The 16,034-nt window shown below is 64.3% G+C and carries 21 protein-coding genes; 5 read left to right on the top strand and 16 right to left on the bottom strand.

Going from position 1 to position 16,034, the window contains the following annotated elements; genetic code table 11:
* Positions 1-105: 105 nt before the first annotated feature.
* From QWL29_RS25080 to QWL29_RS25095, 4 genes are read right to left on the bottom strand one after another with little or no spacing between them, the layout of a single operon-like run.
* Entirely contained in the window at positions 106-999 is an 894-nt protein-coding gene (locus QWL29_RS25080; protein ID WP_305825581.1) for an ABC transporter permease, read from the bottom strand.
* Positions 996-1,838, bottom strand: coding sequence for an ABC transporter ATP-binding protein (locus QWL29_RS25085; protein WP_370663744.1), 843 nt, complete (start codon positions 1,836-1,838; stop codon positions 996-998). Before QWL29_RS25085 ends, QWL29_RS25080 begins: the two co-directional genes overlap by 4 nt.
* Before the next feature lies 1 nt (position 1,839).
* Positions 1,840-2,844 (bottom strand): ABC transporter substrate-binding protein, encoded by a 1,005-nt coding sequence (locus tag QWL29_RS25090; protein WP_305825582.1) that lies wholly within the window; start codon positions 2,842-2,844, stop codon positions 1,840-1,842.
* Positions 2,845-2,856: 12 nt separating this feature from the next.
* Positions 2,857-3,732, bottom strand: coding sequence for a TauD/TfdA dioxygenase family protein (locus QWL29_RS25095; protein WP_305825583.1), 876 nt, complete (start codon positions 3,730-3,732; stop codon positions 2,857-2,859).
* A 224-nt stretch (positions 3,733-3,956) separates the two neighbouring features.
* Here QWL29_RS25095 and QWL29_RS25100 point away from each other — a divergent pair, with 224 nt between their 5' ends.
* From QWL29_RS25100 to QWL29_RS25120, 5 genes are all read left to right on the top strand, one after another.
* On the top strand, positions 3,957-4,526 hold the full coding sequence (locus tag QWL29_RS25100; RefSeq protein WP_229438623.1) for an RNA polymerase sigma factor: 570 nt from the start codon (positions 3,957-3,959) through the stop codon (positions 4,524-4,526).
* Complete coding sequence (locus QWL29_RS25105) at positions 4,523-4,936, top strand: DUF3619 family protein (RefSeq protein ID WP_305825584.1); 414 nt, start codon at positions 4,523-4,525, stop codon at positions 4,934-4,936. The genes QWL29_RS25100 and QWL29_RS25105 overlap by 4 nt, the downstream gene beginning before the upstream one ends.
* A 32-nt stretch (positions 4,937-4,968) precedes the next feature.
* On the top strand, positions 4,969-5,385 hold the full coding sequence (locus QWL29_RS25110; protein WP_441295515.1) for a DUF3106 domain-containing protein: 417 nt from the start codon (positions 4,969-4,971) through the stop codon (positions 5,383-5,385).
* Positions 5,361-5,879 (top strand): DUF3106 domain-containing protein, encoded by a 519-nt coding sequence (locus QWL29_RS25115; RefSeq protein ID WP_305825586.1) that lies wholly within the window; start codon positions 5,361-5,363, stop codon positions 5,877-5,879. Before QWL29_RS25110 ends, QWL29_RS25115 begins: the two co-directional genes overlap by 25 nt.
* On the top strand, positions 5,866-6,420 hold the full coding sequence (locus tag QWL29_RS25120) for an RDD family protein (RefSeq protein ID WP_305825587.1): 555 nt from the start codon (positions 5,866-5,868) through the stop codon (positions 6,418-6,420). Before QWL29_RS25115 ends, QWL29_RS25120 begins: the two co-directional genes overlap by 14 nt.
* Here QWL29_RS25120 and QWL29_RS25125 read toward each other — a convergent pair.
* From QWL29_RS25125 to iscR, 12 genes are all read right to left on the bottom strand, one after another.
* Positions 6,396-6,668, bottom strand: coding sequence for a hypothetical protein (locus QWL29_RS25125; RefSeq protein ID WP_305825588.1), 273 nt, complete (start codon positions 6,666-6,668; stop codon positions 6,396-6,398). The two genes, QWL29_RS25120 and QWL29_RS25125, sit on opposite strands and share 25 nt — an antisense overlap.
* Positions 6,669-7,001: 333 nt before the next feature.
* Positions 7,002-7,745, bottom strand: a complete 744-nt coding sequence (locus QWL29_RS25130) for a S4 domain-containing protein (RefSeq protein ID WP_305825599.1) — start codon at positions 7,743-7,745, stop codon at positions 7,002-7,004.
* Positions 7,745-8,773, bottom strand: coding sequence for a low-specificity L-threonine aldolase (gene ltaE / locus QWL29_RS25135; RefSeq protein ID WP_305825589.1), 1,029 nt, complete (start codon positions 8,771-8,773; stop codon positions 7,745-7,747). The genes QWL29_RS25130 and ltaE overlap by 1 nt, the downstream gene beginning before the upstream one ends.
* A gap of 5 nt (positions 8,774-8,778) precedes the next feature.
* Positions 8,779-9,684 (bottom strand): class I SAM-dependent methyltransferase, encoded by a 906-nt coding sequence (locus tag QWL29_RS25140; RefSeq protein WP_305825590.1) that lies wholly within the window; start codon positions 9,682-9,684, stop codon positions 8,779-8,781.
* Complete coding sequence (iscX, locus tag QWL29_RS25145; protein WP_305825591.1) at positions 9,671-9,865, bottom strand: Fe-S cluster assembly protein IscX; 195 nt, start codon at positions 9,863-9,865, stop codon at positions 9,671-9,673. Before iscX ends, QWL29_RS25140 begins: the two co-directional genes overlap by 14 nt.
* A 33-nt stretch (positions 9,866-9,898) precedes the next feature.
* On the bottom strand, positions 9,899-10,240 hold the full coding sequence (gene fdx / locus QWL29_RS25150; RefSeq protein WP_305825592.1) for an ISC system 2Fe-2S type ferredoxin: 342 nt from the start codon (positions 10,238-10,240) through the stop codon (positions 9,899-9,901).
* A 259-nt stretch (positions 10,241-10,499) separates the two neighbouring features.
* Positions 10,500-12,389: a Fe-S protein assembly chaperone HscA gene (hscA, locus tag QWL29_RS25155; RefSeq protein ID WP_305825593.1), complete on the bottom strand. Its 1,890-nt coding sequence runs from the start codon at positions 12,387-12,389 to the stop codon at positions 10,500-10,502.
* 313 nt (positions 12,390-12,702) lie between these two features.
* Complete coding sequence (gene hscB, locus QWL29_RS25160) at positions 12,703-13,218, bottom strand: Fe-S protein assembly co-chaperone HscB (protein ID WP_305825594.1); 516 nt, start codon at positions 13,216-13,218, stop codon at positions 12,703-12,705.
* A gap of 7 nt (positions 13,219-13,225) precedes the next feature.
* A complete protein-coding gene (gene iscA, locus QWL29_RS25165; protein ID WP_305825595.1) occupies positions 13,226-13,549 on the bottom strand; it encodes an iron-sulfur cluster assembly protein IscA in 324 nt (107 codons plus the stop codon).
* 38 nt (positions 13,550-13,587) lie between these two features.
* Positions 13,588-13,974: a Fe-S cluster assembly scaffold IscU gene (gene iscU, locus QWL29_RS25170; protein WP_290423048.1), complete on the bottom strand. Its 387-nt coding sequence runs from the start codon at positions 13,972-13,974 to the stop codon at positions 13,588-13,590.
* Positions 13,975-14,011: 37 nt separating this feature from the next.
* A complete protein-coding gene (locus tag QWL29_RS25175) occupies positions 14,012-15,268 on the bottom strand; it encodes an IscS subfamily cysteine desulfurase (RefSeq protein WP_305825596.1) in 1,257 nt (418 codons plus the stop codon).
* 33 nt (positions 15,269-15,301) lie between these two features.
* Entirely contained in the window at positions 15,302-15,793 is a 492-nt protein-coding gene (gene iscR / locus QWL29_RS25180) for a Fe-S cluster assembly transcriptional regulator IscR (protein WP_305825597.1), read from the bottom strand.
* Between the last annotated feature and the right edge of the window lie 241 nt (positions 15,794-16,034).

The raw sequence follows: 16,034 nt of genomic DNA on the forward strand, positions 1-16,034 counted from the left end.
ATTCAATCTTCTTCTTGCAAAACGGGTGGAGTCCATAGATACGATACCCGCCGTTGTAGGGTGGGCACTCGTGCCCACGCGGTACGACCCGTGCCGGTCGAAACATCACCGCTGCATCCCCCACCGCCGCACCGTCACCCGCTCCAGCGTCTGGAACACCACCTGCTCCACCGCCAGCCCGATGATGATCACCGTCGCCAGCCCCGCAAACACCTTGTCGGTGAAGAGCTCATTCCGGCTCTGGAAAATGAACCACCCCAGCCCGCCCTGCCCCGACGTGGTGCCGAACACCAGCTCGGCCGCAATCAGCGTGCGCCAGGCAAACGCCCAGCCGATCTTCAGCCCCGACAACATCGCCGGCAGCGCCGCCGGAATCAGAATCTGCAGCACCAGCCGCAAGCCGCCCAGCCCATAATTGCGCCCCGCCATGCGCAGCGTCTCCGGCACCGCGCGAAAACCGGCGCAGGCATTCAAGGTCAGCGGCCACATCACCGAATGCATCAGCACCATGATCAGCGCGCCTTTGCCCAGACCGAACCACAGCAGCGCCAGCGGCAGCAAGGCAATCGCCGGCAAAGGATTGAACATCGACGTCAGCGTTTCGATCAGCTCGCGCCCCACGCGGTTCGACACCGCCAGCCAGGTCAGCAGAAAGGCGCCGGCGATCCCCATCAGGTAGCCCTGGGTCAGCACCGCGAACGACACGCCCACATAACCGAACAGCTCACCGCTCGCGATGCCCTCGGCCAGCGCCCTGCCCGTTTGCAGCGCAGTCGGCAGCAGCAAATCGTTGTCGTACCAGCGCGCCAGCGCTTCCCAGAGCACCGCCAGCACCAGCAGCAGCACCGCCTTGCGCAGCCAGGCCAGCTCGCCAAACGCGAAGCCGCGCACAGGAGGCGCGGCATGCGCGGCAGGCACGAGCGGCGCGCCGCCCAGGCTGGGCATGGGCAAGGCCAGTTCGTATTCAGGGCGGATCGGCGGTTCGCGGAAAGCGGTCATGGGTGTGCCCAGGCGGGAGTGGAAACAGGGGAAGCCGAAGTGGACGACAACCCGGCATCGCCGAACAGCAGCCGGTGGATACGCTCGTTGGCCGCCTGGAATTCAAGACTGCCTGCGCTGCCCAGGTCGAACTGGTGGCTGTTCAGTTCCGCGCGCACGCGGCCCGGATGCGGCGACAGCAGCAAAATGCGATTCCCCACCACCAGCGCCTCCTCGATCGAGTGGGTCACGAACAGCATCGTAAAACCGATCTCTTCCCACAGCGCCTGCAGCTCTTCCTGCATCTTGCGCCGTGTAAGCGCATCGAGGGCGGCGAAGGGTTCGTCCATCAACAGGATTTCCGGCTGCATGGCCAGTGCCCGCGCAATCGCCACCCTGGCCTTCATGCCGCCCGACAGCGTGTGCGGATAGGCGTCGGCAAAGCGCGCCAGCCCGACCTTGCCCAGCCAGTGGCGCGCCCGCTCGCGCGCATCGAGCTTCTTCATGCCGCCGGCCAGCAGCGGGAACATCACGTTCGCCTCTACCGTCTTCCACGGCGGCAGCTGGTCGAACTCCTGGAACACGACGATGCGGTCCGGCCCCGGCGCCGTGATCGGCTTGCCGTTCAGGCGCAGGCTGCCCGCACGCGGCGCGATGAAACCGCCCACCGCCTTCAGCAAGGTCGACTTGCCGCAGCCCGAAGGCCCGAGCAGCACGAAGCGGTCGCCGCGGTGCACATCGAAACTCACATCTTCCGTGGCGCGCACGGTGCCGTGGTCGCCGGCGTACTCGATGGTCACGTGCTCGGCACGCAGCAGCGGACCAGCCGCGGCAACGACCTGCAGGGTGGGCGGGCTCACTTCAGCTCCCCTTGTCCAGCGCCGGATGCGCGAAGAAGTAATCGCGCCAGCTTTCCGGCTTCTTGCGGATCGCGCCGACCTGGTGCAGGAACTGCGCCAGCCCCAGCGTGTTCTGCGGCGCCACGCTGAACTGCACCTTCGGGTTCTTGATCACTTTTACCAGCAGCGCGCGGTCGATGCTGTTCTTGTTCACGCGCAGGTAGGCGTCGGCAGCCGCTTCGGGGCTGGTCGAGGCCAGCCGGGCTGCCTCGACCAGCGCATCGAGGAAGGCGCGGTAGGTCTTCGGATTCTCCTTGACCCATTTTTCGGTGGCGTACAGCACCGTGGCCGAGCTCGGGCCGCCCAGCACCTGGTAGGAGTCGAGCACGATCTTCGCGTTCGGATTGCCGGCCAGTTCCTGTTCCTGGAACGGGGGATTCGCGAAATGGGCGTTGATTTCGGTTTTACCCGCAATCACGGCGGCGGTGGCGTCGGGATGCGGCAGCGTTTGCGTCAGCGGGTCGAGCTTGCGGAACTGGGCGTCGCCCCACTGCCTGGCGGCGGCCATCTGCAGGATGCGCGCCTGCACCGACACCGTCACGGCCGGCAGCGCAATGCGGTCCTTCGGCCCGAAGTCGGCAATCGACTTCACGGCCGGATTGGTGCTGATCAGGTAATACGGAAAGCTGCCGAGCGAGGCCACGGCGCGCACGTTCTGCTTGCCGGCGGTGCGGTCCCAGACCGTGAGCAGCGGGCCAAGGCCGGCGCCGACCACGTCGACCGAATTCGATAGCAGCGCATCGTTGGTGGCCGCACCGCCGGACAGCTTGATCCAGTCGACCTCGATGTCGACGCCCTGCTTCTTGCCGTGCTTTTCGATCAGCTTCTGGTCCTGCGCCACGTTCAGCAGCAGGTAGACCACGCCGAACTGCTCGGCGATGCGGATCTTGCCTTCGGCACGTGCGGACGCCGACGCGACCAGGGACAAGGCTGCCAGCACGGCAGCCACTTTGTTCAAGCGGAACATGGATTCTCCTGGTCAGAACGGGACGTCGCCCGCGATGGTCGTGCGGTACAGCTTGCGGCGCTGCTCGGGCGGGCAGCCGGCGGCCAGGTGCATCAGCGAGCGGTTGTCCCAGAACACCATGTCCTGCGGCTTCCATTGGTGGCGGTAGATGAATTCCGGCCGGGTGCTGTGCTCGAACAGGGCGTCGAGCAGCGCGCGGCTGCGCTCCTCGGGAATGCCGACGATGCGCGTGGTGAAATGCTCGCTGACGAACAGCGCGCGGCGTCCGGTTTCAGGATGCGTACGCACCACCGGATGGCGCACCGGGGCCACCTCGTCGATCTGCGCCTGCGTGAGCGCGGGGCGCCAGGGGTTCAGCTTGCGCAGGTCTTCGTAGCGCGCCAGGTAGCTGTGCTCGGCCTGGGCATGCTCGACTTCGCGTTTCAGCCAGCCGGGCAGCGTATCCCAGGCCAGGTGCTGGTTGGCGAACAGGGTATCGCCGCCCTCCTGCGGCAACTCCTGCGCGTGCAGCATCGAGCCTAGGCTGGGCGTGGGCTTGTACGACAAATCGGAATGCCAGAAGTGCCCGGCGTCGCCCAGGCCGATCGGCTCGCCGTTTTCCCGGATGTTCGAGATGACCAGCACTTCCGGATGCCCGGCCAGCTGGAACTGGCGCAGCACGTGGATCTGCAGCTCGCCGAAGCGGCGGCTGAAGTCCGTCTGCTGGGCCGGCGTGATATGGGTATCGCGGAACACGAGAACATGGTGGTCGAGATGGGCGCGGTGCACGCGCGCCAGGTCGGCGGTGCCGATCGGACGGGAAAGGTCGAGGCCGAGGACTTCGGCGCCGAGCGGGGCGTTCAGGGGCCGGATATCAAAGTCCTGGCGGGAAGTAGTGTCGAGAGGCATGGCGTCGAGGCTGAGTGAGCGTTCGGACCAGCTTAGCCACGCCCCCTTGGCGCGACAACGAATCATTTCGACTATCGTCATGCAGTTTTTGACAACCGCGTCGCGCGCCGCAAAAAGGCTGGACTGAGCAATTCCGGTGCATAGCCGGTGGTTTTTTGCTAGGATTCGACAGTTTTCCATAAAGCACAGGCCAAGTACCTGCGCGCATCACCCCTTCTCATCGCATGGCGACAGACAAAGAACTCAACGACTTCCTCGAGAATGTCGAACGGCGCGCCTTCAAGCAAGCCGTGTACGCCGTGCGCAAGGACGAGGCAGCGCTCGACATCGTGCAGGACGCGATGATCAAGCTCGCCGAAAAATATGGCGACAAGCCGCCGGCCGAACTGCCGATGCTGTTCCAGCGCATCCTGCAAAACACCATCCTCGATTACTTCCGCCGCGAAAAGGTACGCAATACCTGGGTCAGCCTGTTCTCGGGCTTCGGCCGCAAGGATGAGGGCGATGAGGACTTTGATATACTCAACGCGTACGAGGCGGAAGAAGGATCGGCCGCGGCCGAGTCGAGCATGGACCAGGTCGAGCGGGCACAAACCTTGCGCCTGATCGAAGCGGAAATACAAAAGCTCCCAACGCGTCAACGCGAAGCCTTCCTTATGCGTTACTGGCAGGATATGGACGTGGCCGAAACGGCCTTAGCGATGGGCTGTTCCGAGGGCAGCGTCAAGACGCACTGCTCGCGCGCGACGCATGCGCTTGCCGATGCCCTGCGGGCCAAGGGAATAAAACTATGAATACCGACGACATCAACCTGGCGTACAAGCTGCGCCACGCCTTGAACGAGAATCTCGACGCGCTGCCGGCTTCCACCACCGAGCGCCTGGCCGCCGCACGCGCGCTGGCGCTGTCGCGCAAGAAGGCCGACGCCGCCAGCGCCGCGCCGTTTGCCAAAAAGGACTGGCGCCGCAGCTGGTTCGATGTCGATGCGCTGTTCTCCAACGTGGCGCTGGGGCGCCTGGCGGTCGCCGTGCCGCTGCTGGCCCTGGTCGTCGGCCTGGGCGGCGTGTATCAATATGAACAACAGCAGCAGATCGCCGAACTGGCCGAGCTCGACGCGGCCGTGCTGGCCGACGAGCTGCCGCTGACCGCCTACCTCGACCATGGCTTCAATGCCTATGTGGAGTCGCAACAGCGCCGCCAATGACGAAACGCACCTCGACACCCCGCCGCGCCTGGATGGCAGCCGTGGCGGTGGCGGTTGCCGCAGTTGCGGCCTGGGCCATTTCCGAGCGGTGGAGCATTGTCGATGCCGATGCAGTGTCGGCCAGTGCCGCCGCCGGCGCCCCGGCGGGCCAGGCCGGCAAGAGCGGTCCGGTGATCCTCGACAAACCCCTGTGGCGCGACCTGACCCGGGCCCAGCAGCTGGCGCTGTCGCCGCTGCAGGCCGAGTGGGACCGCATGGATGGCGCGCGCAAGCGCAAGTGGCTGGAAATGTCGCGCCGCTTCGCCTCGATGAATCCGCAGGAACAGGGCCGCGTGCACGAACGGATGCGCGAGTGGATCCGCCTGACGCCCGAAGAGCGCAACCTGGCGCGCGAAAACTACAGCAAGGTGNCAAGTGGCTGGAAATGTCGCGCCGCTTCGCCTCGATGAATCCGCAGGAACAGGGCCGCGTGCACGAACGGATGCGCGAGTGGATCCGCCTGACGCCCGAAGAGCGCAACCTGGCGCGCGAAAACTACAGCAAGGTGCGCAAGCTCGCCCCTGGCGAAAAAACCGCGACCTGGGAAAGCTACAAGCAATTGAGCACCGACCAGAAACGGCGCCTGGCGCGCACGCCGGTGCACAAGCCCGACGCCGCCACGACACCGGCCGAGCCCGCCATCGTGACGCCAACCAGCTGCCCGCCCGGCACCACCCGCCGCGGCGCATCCTGCATCTCGCTGCAGGCGCCGAACACGCTGCCGAACGCGCCGGCGCTCACCCAGCCGGCCCCTGCTCCTGCGCCGCTGCCTTCGCCCGCGCCGGCGCCCTCTTCCGCGCCGGCTGCGGCGCCAAGCGAGCCGGCGGCAACGCCCGCCGCCACGGCTCCCGGCGCCGGCGCCCACCCCGCAGCCACTTCCACGCTATCGAATGCAAACGGCTAATCCTTCCGCCATCGGCACGCCCACCATCAGGCGTCGCCTGATCGCGATGGTCTACGAGGCCTTCCTCCTCATCGCCATCGAGGCGCTTGCCGTGTTCATCTTCATTTTTGCCACCGGCAACCGCCAGGAACCGGCCTGGCGCGCCGGCCTGATGGCTTTCCTGTTCCTGGTGACCGGCATCTATTTCGTGCATTCCTGGCGCGGCGCCGGCTTCACGCTGGCCATGAAGACCTGGCGCATCAAGGTGGTCAAGGTGGGGCATGCAAAAGTGCCGTTCAGGAATGCCGCGCTGCGCTACCTGCTGGCCTGGGGCTGGTTCGCACCAGCGCTGGCGATTGGCGCCCTGCTCGATCTGCACCACCTGAAGGAATGGGCGCTGCTGCTGACCGTGGGCCTGGTCGCCTGGGCGCTGACGGCCTTCCTCGACAAGGACCGCCAGTTCCTGCACGACCGGATCGCCGGCACGCGCCTGATTGCGCTGCCGAAGGTCCAGAAGGCCCAGAAGGCGCAAGCCGCTCAGGCGAAGGCAAAGACGACGTAACCGCCCAGCAGCAGCATGCCGGCCACGGCGCACAGCACGCCGCCGAGCGTGACCTGGTAGCGGCGCTTGAGCATGCTGGTCCAGGAACCGACCGGGTCGCCTTCATACCAGTTTGCGCGCCATTCGGTCAGCGCATACAGGTGCAGCGCCATCGACGCCGCCAGCAAGGCGATCGGTTCGCGATGGACGGCAAGGACGATTGCCGCCAGGACCAGACAAAACGATGCAGCTTTGCATTGCGTTTTCATACTCGGTTCCGCCCGCTTCAAATGCCGGCTTTTCTTGCCGCGCCAGCACGGATATCAACAAAGACAACAAACGTTCACAGCCGATTGACTGAAGTTAATTCAATCAATTACGTGAGTCTATTTCTTTTGGGTGAAGTACTGAGGAAGATCAAGCCGTAGGGTGGGTTCTTGAACCCACCGTTTTCTTGGCACGCAGCTCGAACGATCGGGCGGTGCATGCGGTGGGTTCGAGAACCCACCCTACGAAAACCGGCTGTTGTAGGGTGGACACCTGTGTCCACGCGGTATGGTACCGCTGAGAACCACAAAAGCGACCGAAGCCACTTTCGTGGATCAGAACCGCTCGTACTCCGCCAAATAGCGCCACTGCCCTTCGAGCAGCCCGGCCATCGGGATACGCCCCACGCGCAGGCGTTTCAGCTCGGTCAGCGTCAGGCCAACTTCCGCGCACATGTGCTCGATCTGACCCGGCACCACGCCCTTGGCGGCAAAGCGCAGGCGCCCTTCGCTCTGCCAGCTGACCTTCATCGGCGCGATCGGCTTGCGGTTGAACGTCAAGCCATGGTTCAGCAGCGCCAGGCCGCCGTCCTTGATGCCGCCATCGACCTCGGCCACGTACTCGTACTCCACACGTACCGCATCGTCGACCAGCTTGCGCGCAACGCGGAAGTCCTGGGTATAGACGACCAGGCCACTGGCATCGGTTTCCAGCGGCGTGCACAAGGTCAGGCGCGCCAGGTGGCGCTTCAGGAAGCGCGGCGCGCCGTGGGTGGCCACCAGCGACTCCGGGCCCAGGCTTTCCAGCGCATTCGCGCCGCGCATGCCGACGCCGCCATTCACGCCCGAGGGCTTGTGCAGCAGGATGGTCACCGGCGCCGGCTCTTCAGCCCTCGCGTTCGGCAGCAGCACGACCTGCTGGCCAGGGGTCACGCGCGTGGCCGGGTCTTCCTGCACCACGCCGTCGACGCCGACCCAGCCGCCGGCGATATAGCGTTCGGCCTCGCCGCGCGAGCACGGCACCAGTTCGGCCACGCGCTTGGCGAGGCGGACGCCTTCGTCGGACTTTGTTTCAACCATCATGCCTGCCAGTTCTTGAAGAAGGATTTGAATGCGCCGACCGTGCGGTCGACGTCGGCGCGCGAGATGTCCAGGTGAGTCACCAGGCGCATGCGCGGACCGACCGTGGCGCGGATGCCCGCATCAAGCAAGGCCTTGCGCAGCGGCTCGCAAGCGGCGGCCGGCACGTCGAGCCAGAAGATGTTGGTCTGCGGCGTGCCGACGTCCAGCGCGTCGATCTCGGCCAGGCCACGCGCCAGCGCGGCGGCGTTGTCATGATCGTCGGCCAGGCGCTGCACATTGTGCTCCAGCGCGTACAGTGCGGCCGCGGCGATGACGCCGGCCTGGCGCATGCCGCCACCCAGCATCTTGCGCCAGCGCTTGCCCTGCTCGATAAAGGCCTTTGGTCCCAGCAGCACCGAACCGACCGGCGCGCCCAGGCCTTTCGACAGGCAGACCGACACGGTATCGAAACCGAGCACCGCTTCGCGCAGGCCGATGTTCTGCTTGACGGCGGCGTTGCAGATGCGCGCGCCGTCGAGGTGGGTGGCCAGGCCGCGCACGTGCGCCAGCGTGGTGGCGGCGGCGACATACTCCTGGCTCAGCACGCGGCCGCCGATCGTGTTTTCCAGCGCCAGCAGGCGGGTGCGCGCGAAGTGCATGTCGTCGGGCTTGATGTAGGCCTCGATGTCGGCCAATGCAATCGAGCCGTCCGCCTGGTTCGCAATCGGCTGCGGCTGGATCGAACCCAGCACCGCGGCGCCGCCGCCTTCGTACTTGTAGGTGTGCGCTTCCTGGCCGACCAGGTATTCGTCGCCGCGGCCGCAGTGGGTCATCAGCGCGATCAAATTGGTCTGGGTGCCGCTGGGAGCAAACATGCCGGCTTCGTAGCCAAACAGCTCGGCCGCATGCTCCTGCAGGCGGTTGACGGTGGGGTCGTCGCCATAGACGTCGTCGCCGACGTCGGCTGCGGCCATCGCGGCGCGCATGGCCTCACAGGGTTGGGTGACGGTGTCGCTGCGCAGGTCGATCCAGTGTTGTTCGCTCATGGTCTTCAAATGTCGGTGGATACGGCTGCTTCGGATTCGGCCCGCTCGGCTTGCGAGGCGTAGAAACGCTGGCCCATCTCTTCCAGGCCCAGCGTGGACAGCACTTCCTGCAGGCGCTCGCTCGGACGGCGGCGCGGCAGGTTCTTATAGGTGGCGACGATCAGCTCGTTCTTCATCGAGTGCTCCCAGCCGACCAGCTCCGTCACCGTCACCTGGTAACCATGCGCTTCCAGCTGCAGGCAGCGCAAGACATTCGTTACCTGGCTCCCGAACTCGCGCGTGTGGATCGGGTGGCGCCAGATTTCGGTGAGCGCGCTCTTGCCCAGGTCCTTGCCCTTGTTCTTGCGCAGCACGGTGGCCACTTCGGCCTGGCAGCACGGCACCAGCACCATGTGCTTGGCCTTTTTCTTCAGGGCGAAATCGATGGCGTCGTCGGTCGCCGTGTTGCAGGCGTGGAGTGCGGTGACGACGTCCAGCGTTTCGGGCAGCCGATCGGAGGTGGTCGATTCCGCCACCGACAGCGGCAGGAAGGACATGTGCTCGAAGCCCAGGCGCGCCGCCAGCTCGGTCGATTTCGCCACCAGTTCTTCGCGGGTCTCGATGCCGTAGATGTGCGAGGCGTCGTCCAGCGTCTTGAAGAACAAATCGTACAGGATGAAGCCGAGGTAAGACTTGCCGGCGCCATGGTCGACCAGGGACACGGTCCCCTTCTCGGCGCGCACGTCGTTCAGGAGCGGCTCGATGAAGTTGACCAGGTGGTAGACCTGCTTCAGTTTGCGGCGGCTGTCCTGGTTCAGCTTGGCGTCGCGCGTGAGGATGTGCAGTTCCTTCAGCAGCTCGATCGACTGGCCGGGACGGACTTCGGCCGGCAGTTCCGGCGCCTGGGTGTTGGGGGTTTTATTGTGCTTCATCGATCCATGCTGCCTGAATGGCTTCCAGTACGCGCTCGCCGCCGCGCGAGCGGTCGTCGTCGAAGTCCGGGAGCGCGACGACCCAGTTGTGCAAGTCCACGAACCGTACCGACGCCGGGTCGACGTCCGGGTACTGTTCGACAAGTGCTTCGGCGATGCTCGTGACGTCGGTCCACTTCATGGCAGATCCTGTCAGTGCGTTGTTAGTGAGCGATCAGTGGTTCTTTTCGGCCGCGTGGTTGATCGTGTATTTCGGGATCTCGACGACCAGGTCTTCCTCGGCGATGATCGCCTGGCAGGACAGGCGCGAATTCGGCTCCAGGCCCCAGGCTTTATCCAGCATGTCTTCTTCTTTTTCTTCCAGCTCGTTCAGCGAAGCGAAGCCTTCGCGCACGATCACGTGGCAGGTGGTGCAGGCGCAGACGCGGTCGCAGGCGTGTTCGATCTCGATGTCGTTTTCGAGCAGGACGTCGCAGACCGACTTGCCGGCCGGAGCTTCCAGGACGGCGCCGTCGGGGCAGAACGATGGGTGGGGCAGGATGACGATTTGTGGCACTTTGTTACCTCGTTAATTATTTATATCGTTTCGACGCAGCGTGATACGTGTTGGCTCTTTACGAATTGTTGGCACTGGCCGTACGGTGGGCACTCCGTGCCCACGCGAATGCATGCGCCGCGTTGACGCTTTTGGAACCGCAAACTCAGCGCATCGTTTGCGTCTGGAAATGCGTCTCGTTAGCGCATCGTTACGCGTGGGCACGGAGTGCCCACCGTACGGTTGAAGCAGCGTTCCTTCGCACACGTTAATGGTGCGCTTACACTTCGTCCAGCGACTTCCCGGCCAGCGCGCTGCGCACGCTCTTGTCCATGCGCCGCGCGGCAAATTCCTCGGTGCCGTGCGCGAGCGCCTGCACCGCATCGTGCAGCGCGCCCTGGCGCGTGCCCGCTTCCACGCCCGTATCGTTCGAGCGCTGCACCGCGTCGCGCACGCCGTCGATCAGCTTGGCCACCGCGTCCTGCTCCTCGATGCTCAGCAACGCCGCATCCGAATCCAGCGCCGATTGCGTCGCCAGCAAGATGCGCTCGGCCTCGACCTGCTCTTCGCGCAGCGCGCGCATCTGCATGTCGACTTGCGCCGAGCTGTACGAATCCTGCAGCATGCGCGCCACTTCGTCGTCGCCCAGGCCGTAGGACGGTTTCACAGTGATCGAGGCTTCCACGCCCGAACGCGTTTCGCGCGCCGACACCGACAGCAAGCCGTCCGCATCGACCTGGTAGGTCACGCGGATGCGCGCCGCACCGGCCGCCATCGGCGGAATGCCGCGCAGCTCGAAACGCGCCAGCGAGCGGCAATCCGATACCAGCTCGCGCTCGCCCTGCACCACGTGCACCGCCAAGGCAGTTTGACCATCCTTGAAGGTCGTGAACTCCTGCGCACGCGCGCACGGGATCGTCGAGTTACGCGGGATGATCTTCTCGACCAGGCCGCCCATCGTCTCGATACCGAGCGACAGCGGCGTCACGTCCAGCAACAGCCAGTCGTCGCCTTCGGCGCGGTTACCGGCCAGCAGATTCGCCTGGATGGCGGCGCCCAGCGCCACCACCTTGTCCGGGTCGATGTTCGCGTGCGGGATGGTGTGGAAGTAGTCGCCCACCGCGCGGCGCACGTGCGGCATGCGCGTGGCGCCGCCGACCATCACCACGCCGTCGATGTCTTCCACGCTCACGTCGGCATCGCGCATGGCCTTGCGGATCGCGTTCATGGTCTTGGCGACCAGGTGCTTGGTGATCTCGGCAAAGACCGTGGCGGTGACCGTCACGTGCACGATCTCGCCCGAGTTCAGGATCGCATCGACAATGGTCTCGTCGTTGGTCGACAGCAGTTCCTTGGCCTGGCGCGCCTTCACCATCAGGGTGGCGGTGTCTTCGTCGGACAATGGCGCCAGCTTGGCCTGCTCGTTGATCCAGCAAAACAGGCGGTGATCGAAGTCGTCGCCGCCCAGGGCCGAGTCGCCACCGGTGGACAGCACTTCGAACACGCCCTTCGACAATTTCAGGATCGAGATGTCGAAGGTGCCGCCGCCGAGGTCGTACACGGCATACACGCCTTCCTTGCCATGGTCGAGGCCATAGGCAATCGCGGCGGCGGTCGGTTCCGACAGCAGGCGCAGCACGTTCAGGCCGGCCAGCTGGGCCGCGTCTTTCGTCGCCTGGCGCTGGGCGTCGTCGAAATAGGCGGGCACGGTGATGACGGCGCCGACCAGTTCATCGCCAAGCGAATCCTCGGCGCGCTGGCGCAGCGTGGCCAGGATCTGGGCCGAGGTCTCGACCGGGCTTTTCACGCCGGCGACGGTGTTGATCTGCACCATGCCGGGACTGTCGACGAAATCGTAGGGCAGGTTCTCGGCGTGGGCGATATCCTTCAGGCCGCGGCCCATGAAGCGCTTGACCGAGACGACGGTGTTCTTCGGATCGGTGGTCTGGTGCGCACGCGCCTTGTGGCCGATGTGGGCGTGGCCGTTCGGCAGGTAACGCACGATCGAGGGCAGCAGCGCGCGGCCGTCTTCGTCGCTCAGCACTTCAGGACTGCCGCTGCGCACGGTGGCGACGAGCGAATTGGTGGTGCCCAGGTCGATGCCCACCGCCAGCCGGTGCTGGTGCGGCGCGGTCGACATGCCGGGTTCGGAAATCTGCAAAAGTGCCATTGTGTGTTACCTGGTTGTTATTCTTGGGGTGCTTGCCGATGTGGCGAACGTCTGCGTAGGCGATGGTCTTCGTAGGGTGGGCACTCCGTGCCCACGCGGAACGATGCGCTAACGCGGCTCACTTTCAGACACTAACGCTGCGCAGAGTTTGCGGCTCCAGAAGCGCAAACGCGATGCATGCATCCGCGTGGGCACGGAGTGCCCACCCTACGATTCGTGGCCGTGTCATGCGTCGCGAATTGCATACGCCCATTGTACTAGTGGGCGGCATTTGCCGCCCACCGCATATCCCTTCGGCGCAACGCGCCGCCACTCAGCCTTCGATCGCCTCGAACGCGTACTGCACCTCGTCGCCGAACTTGTCGAGGAACATCAGCGCGCGCACGCCTTCGGCCGCCTTCCGGTATTCCCCGCCATCGATCTGCTGCCCGACCTGCGCCAGCATCGTCTTGCGTTCGCCGCGCACCTGGGCGTCGAGTGCATCGAGTGCCGACGCATCCTTGGCCGCACGCGCATCGCCCAGCGCTTCGCGCCATTCCATCTGCTGCATCAGGAAGGCCATCGGCATCGCCGTGTTCGACTCGGTCTGCAGATCGACGCCATTCAGCTCGATGAGATACTGCGCACGCTTCTGCGGGTTCTTCAGCGTTTGATAGGCCTCGTTGGCCCGCGTCGCCCACTGCATCGCGACGCGCTTTTCGGCATCGCTGGCGTTCACGAAACGGTCCGGGTGCACGCGGCCCTGGACTTCGCGGTAGGCCGCATCCAGCGCATCCATGTCGACATGGAACTGCGCGGGAAGCTGGAACAGCTCGAAGTGATTCTGCATTAGACGATCAGATCCGGAAGCTCTCGCCGCAACCGCAATTGTCCTTGACGTTCGGGTTGTTGAAGCGGAAGCCTTCGTTCAAACCCTCGCGGGCGAAGTCGAGTTCGGTGCCATCGATGTAGGGCAGGCTTTTCGGGTCGACGAAGACCTTCACGCCGAAGGACTCGAAGACGCTGTCTTCGGTCGCCGCTTCGTCGACATACTCCAGCTTGTAGGCCAGGCCGGAGCAGCCGGTGGTGCGCACGCCGAAACGCAGCCCGAGGCCCTTGCCGCGGCGCTCGATGTAGCGGTTGACGTGCTTCGCCGCTTTTTCGGTCAGTGTGATTGCCATGTAGTTCCTCCAGCTTGTTCTACGGGGTGCAACTGAGCTTACGCAGTCGGGTGCTTGGTCTTGTAGTCGGCGACGGCGGCCTTGATCGCGTCTTCGGCCAGGATCGAGCAGTGGATCTTGACTGGCGGCAGCGCCAGTTCTTCGGCGATCTGCGTGTTCTTGATGGCCAGTGCTTCGTCCAGGCTCTTGCCCTTGACCCATTCGGTGACGAGCGAGCTCGAAGCAATGGCCGAACCACAGCCATAGGTCTTGAACTTCGCGTCTTCGATCAGGCCTTGCTCGTTGACCTTGATCTGCAGCTTCATCACGTCGCCGCAGGCCGGTGCGCCGACCATGCCGGTGCCAACCGATTCGTCGCCTTTTTCAAAGGCGCCGACGTTGCGCGGGTTTTCGTAGTGGTCGAGTACTTTGTCCGAATATGCCATGGTGATGCTCCTGTATTCTTGAATGCGTTCTGAGTAATTAGTGTGCGGCCCACTGGATCGAATTGAGATCGATCCCGTCCTTGAACATGTCCCACAGCGGCGACAGTTCGCGCAGCTTGCCGACCTTCGATTTCAGCAGCTCGATCGTGAAGTCGATGTCTTCCTCGGTCGTGAAGCGGCCGATGGTAAAGCGGATCGAGCTGTGCGCCAGTTCGTCGCTGCGGCCCAGGGCGCGCAGCACGTAGGATGGCTCCAGCGAGGCCGAGGTGCAGGCCGAACCCGACGACACCGCGATGTCCTTGATCGCCATGATCAGCGACTCGCCTTCGACGTAGTTGAACGAGACGTTCAGGTTGTGCGGCACGCGGTGTTCCATGTCGCCGTTGATGTAGACCTCTTCGATCTCCATCAGGCCCTTGGCCAGGCGGTCGCGCAGCGCTTTCACCTTCACCAGCTCGGCGTCCATTTCTTCCTTGGCGATGCGGAAGGCTTCGCCCATGCCCACGATCTGGTGGGTCGGCAGCGTGCCCGAACGCAGGCCGCGCTCGTGGCCGCCGCCGTGCATCTGCGCTTCCAGGCGCACACGTGGCTTACGGCGCACGTACAGGGCGCCCACGCCTTTCGGGCCATAGGTCTTGTGCGCGGTGAAGGTCATCAGATCGCACTTGGTTTTTTCCAGGTCGATGTGCACCTTGCCGGTTGCCTGGGCAGCGTCGCAGTGGAAGATGATGCCTTTCGAGCGGCACAGCGCGCCGATCTCGTCGATCGGCTGGATCACGCCGATCTCGTTATTCACCAGCATCACCGAGACCAGGATGGTGTCCGGGCGGATCGCCGCTTCCAGCTGGGCGACCGTGATCAGGCCATTGTCCTGCGGCTCGAGGTAGGTCGCTTCGAAGCCCACGCGCTCCAGCTCGCGCACCGTGTCGAGCACCGCCTTGTGCTCGGTCTTCACGGTGATGATGTGCTTGCCCTTGGTCTTGTAGAACTGGGCCGCGCCCTTGATGGCGAGGTTGTTCGACTCGGTCGCGCCCGAGGTCCAGATGATCTCGCGCGGATCGGCGCCAACCAGGGCGGCAACGTTCGCGCGCGCTTCCTCGATCGCCGCTTCGGCGGTCCAGCCATACATGTGGCTGCGCGATGCCGGATTGCCGAACTGCTCACGCAGGAAGGGAATCATCTTGTCGGCGACGCGTGGATCGATCGGCGTGGTGGCCGAGTAGTCCATGTAGATCGGGAAATGCGGCGCAGTCACGAAGCTCTGCTCGATTTTTTTGTCCAAAGGCGCGTTCATCAGTTCACTCCAGTTTGCTGTGCTTCAGTTTGTTCAGTTCTGCTCGACTGCCGGGGCAGTAGCAGCTGCGGCGGTACGGTGCACCACCACGACGTTTTGTTCTTTCTGCTTTTGCTGGTCGACCAGGTCTTGCAGGGAAACCGAGTCCAGGTAATCGACCATCTTGGCGTTCAGCGTGGTCCACAGCTCGTGCGTCATGCAGCGCGTGCCGCTGGCGGCATCCGTCCCGTGGCAGTTTTCCTTGCCGCCGCACTGCGTGGCGTCGAGCGGCTCGTCGACCGCGATGATGATGTCGGCCACCGTCACTTTTTCGGCCGGACGGGCCAGGCTGTAGCCGCCCCCCGGGCCGCGGATCGATTCGACGATCTCGTGGCGGCGCAGCTTGCCGAACAGCTGCTCCAGGTAAGACAGCGAAATCGCCTGGCGCTGGCTGATGCCCGACAGCGTGACTGGACCATTGCCCTGGCGCAGGGCAAGATCGATCATCGCAGTAACAGCAAAGCGGCCTTTGGTGGTCAGACGCATCACAATCCCGGTTAATGTTAAAATATTGCTCTTGTTCACTAATCAGGCTGACACACATCGTTTCGATGCAGCTTGCTAAAAACCGGATTAGTTGAACGATTTAGTCAAGTATAGCAAATTCCGGTGTGCTTGTCTTGGCACCCCCAAAAACCGCCAGCGCCCGATTGGCAGCATTCCCGCCGGAGCCGGTGGCCTGGACCGTATCTATGGACTCCACCCGTTTTGCAAGAAGAAGATTGAA

Source organism: Massilia brevitalea, from assembly GCF_030711405.1.
Lineage (GTDB): Bacteria > Pseudomonadota > Gammaproteobacteria > Burkholderiales > Burkholderiaceae_D > Telluria > Telluria brevitalea.

Bases quoted from the DNA above. Each gene is read 5' to 3' on its own strand.
- QWL29_RS25080 (WP_305825581.1), bottom strand. From the start codon at position 999: ATGACCGCTTTCCGCGAACCGCCGATCCGCCCTGAATACGAACTGGCC.
- QWL29_RS25090 (WP_305825582.1), bottom strand. From the start codon at position 2,844: ATGTTCCGCTTGAACAAAGTGGCTGCCGTGCTGGCAGCCTTGTCCCTG.
- QWL29_RS25095 (WP_305825583.1), bottom strand. From the start codon at position 3,732: ATGCCTCTCGACACTACTTCCCGCCAGGACTTTGATATCCGGCCCCTG.
- QWL29_RS25100 (WP_229438623.1), top strand. From the start codon at position 3,957: ATGGCGACAGACAAAGAACTCAACGACTTCCTCGAGAATGTCGAACGG.
- QWL29_RS25105 (WP_305825584.1), top strand. From the start codon at position 4,523: ATGAATACCGACGACATCAACCTGGCGTACAAGCTGCGCCACGCCTTG.
- QWL29_RS25115 (WP_305825586.1), top strand. From the start codon at position 5,361: ATGTCGCGCCGCTTCGCCTCGATGAATCCGCAGGAACAGGGCCGCGTG.
- QWL29_RS25120 (WP_305825587.1), top strand. From the start codon at position 5,866: ATGCAAACGGCTAATCCTTCCGCCATCGGCACGCCCACCATCAGGCGT.
- QWL29_RS25125 (WP_305825588.1), bottom strand. From the start codon at position 6,668: ATGAAAACGCAATGCAAAGCTGCATCGTTTTGTCTGGTCCTGGCGGCA.
- QWL29_RS25130 (WP_305825599.1), bottom strand. From the start codon at position 7,745: ATGGTTGAAACAAAGTCCGACGAAGGCGTCCGCCTCGCCAAGCGCGTG.
- ltaE (WP_305825589.1), bottom strand. From the start codon at position 8,773: ATGAGCGAACAACACTGGATCGACCTGCGCAGCGACACCGTCACCCAA.
- QWL29_RS25140 (WP_305825590.1), bottom strand. From the start codon at position 9,684: ATGAAGCACAATAAAACCCCCAACACCCAGGCGCCGGAACTGCCGGCC.
- iscX (WP_305825591.1), bottom strand. From the start codon at position 9,865: ATGAAGTGGACCGACGTCACGAGCATCGCCGAAGCACTTGTCGAACAG.
- hscA (WP_305825593.1), bottom strand. From the start codon at position 12,389: ATGGCACTTTTGCAGATTTCCGAACCCGGCATGTCGACCGCGCCGCAC.
- hscB (WP_305825594.1), bottom strand. From the start codon at position 13,218: ATGCAGAATCACTTCGAGCTGTTCCAGCTTCCCGCGCAGTTCCATGTC.
- iscA (WP_305825595.1), bottom strand. From the start codon at position 13,549: ATGGCAATCACACTGACCGAAAAAGCGGCGAAGCACGTCAACCGCTAC.
- iscU (WP_290423048.1), bottom strand. From the start codon at position 13,974: ATGGCATATTCGGACAAAGTACTCGACCACTACGAAAACCCGCGCAAC.
- QWL29_RS25175 (WP_305825596.1), bottom strand. From the start codon at position 15,268: ATGAACGCGCCTTTGGACAAAAAAATCGAGCAGAGCTTCGTGACTGCG.
- iscR (WP_305825597.1), bottom strand. From the start codon at position 15,793: ATGCGTCTGACCACCAAAGGCCGCTTTGCTGTTACTGCGATGATCGAT.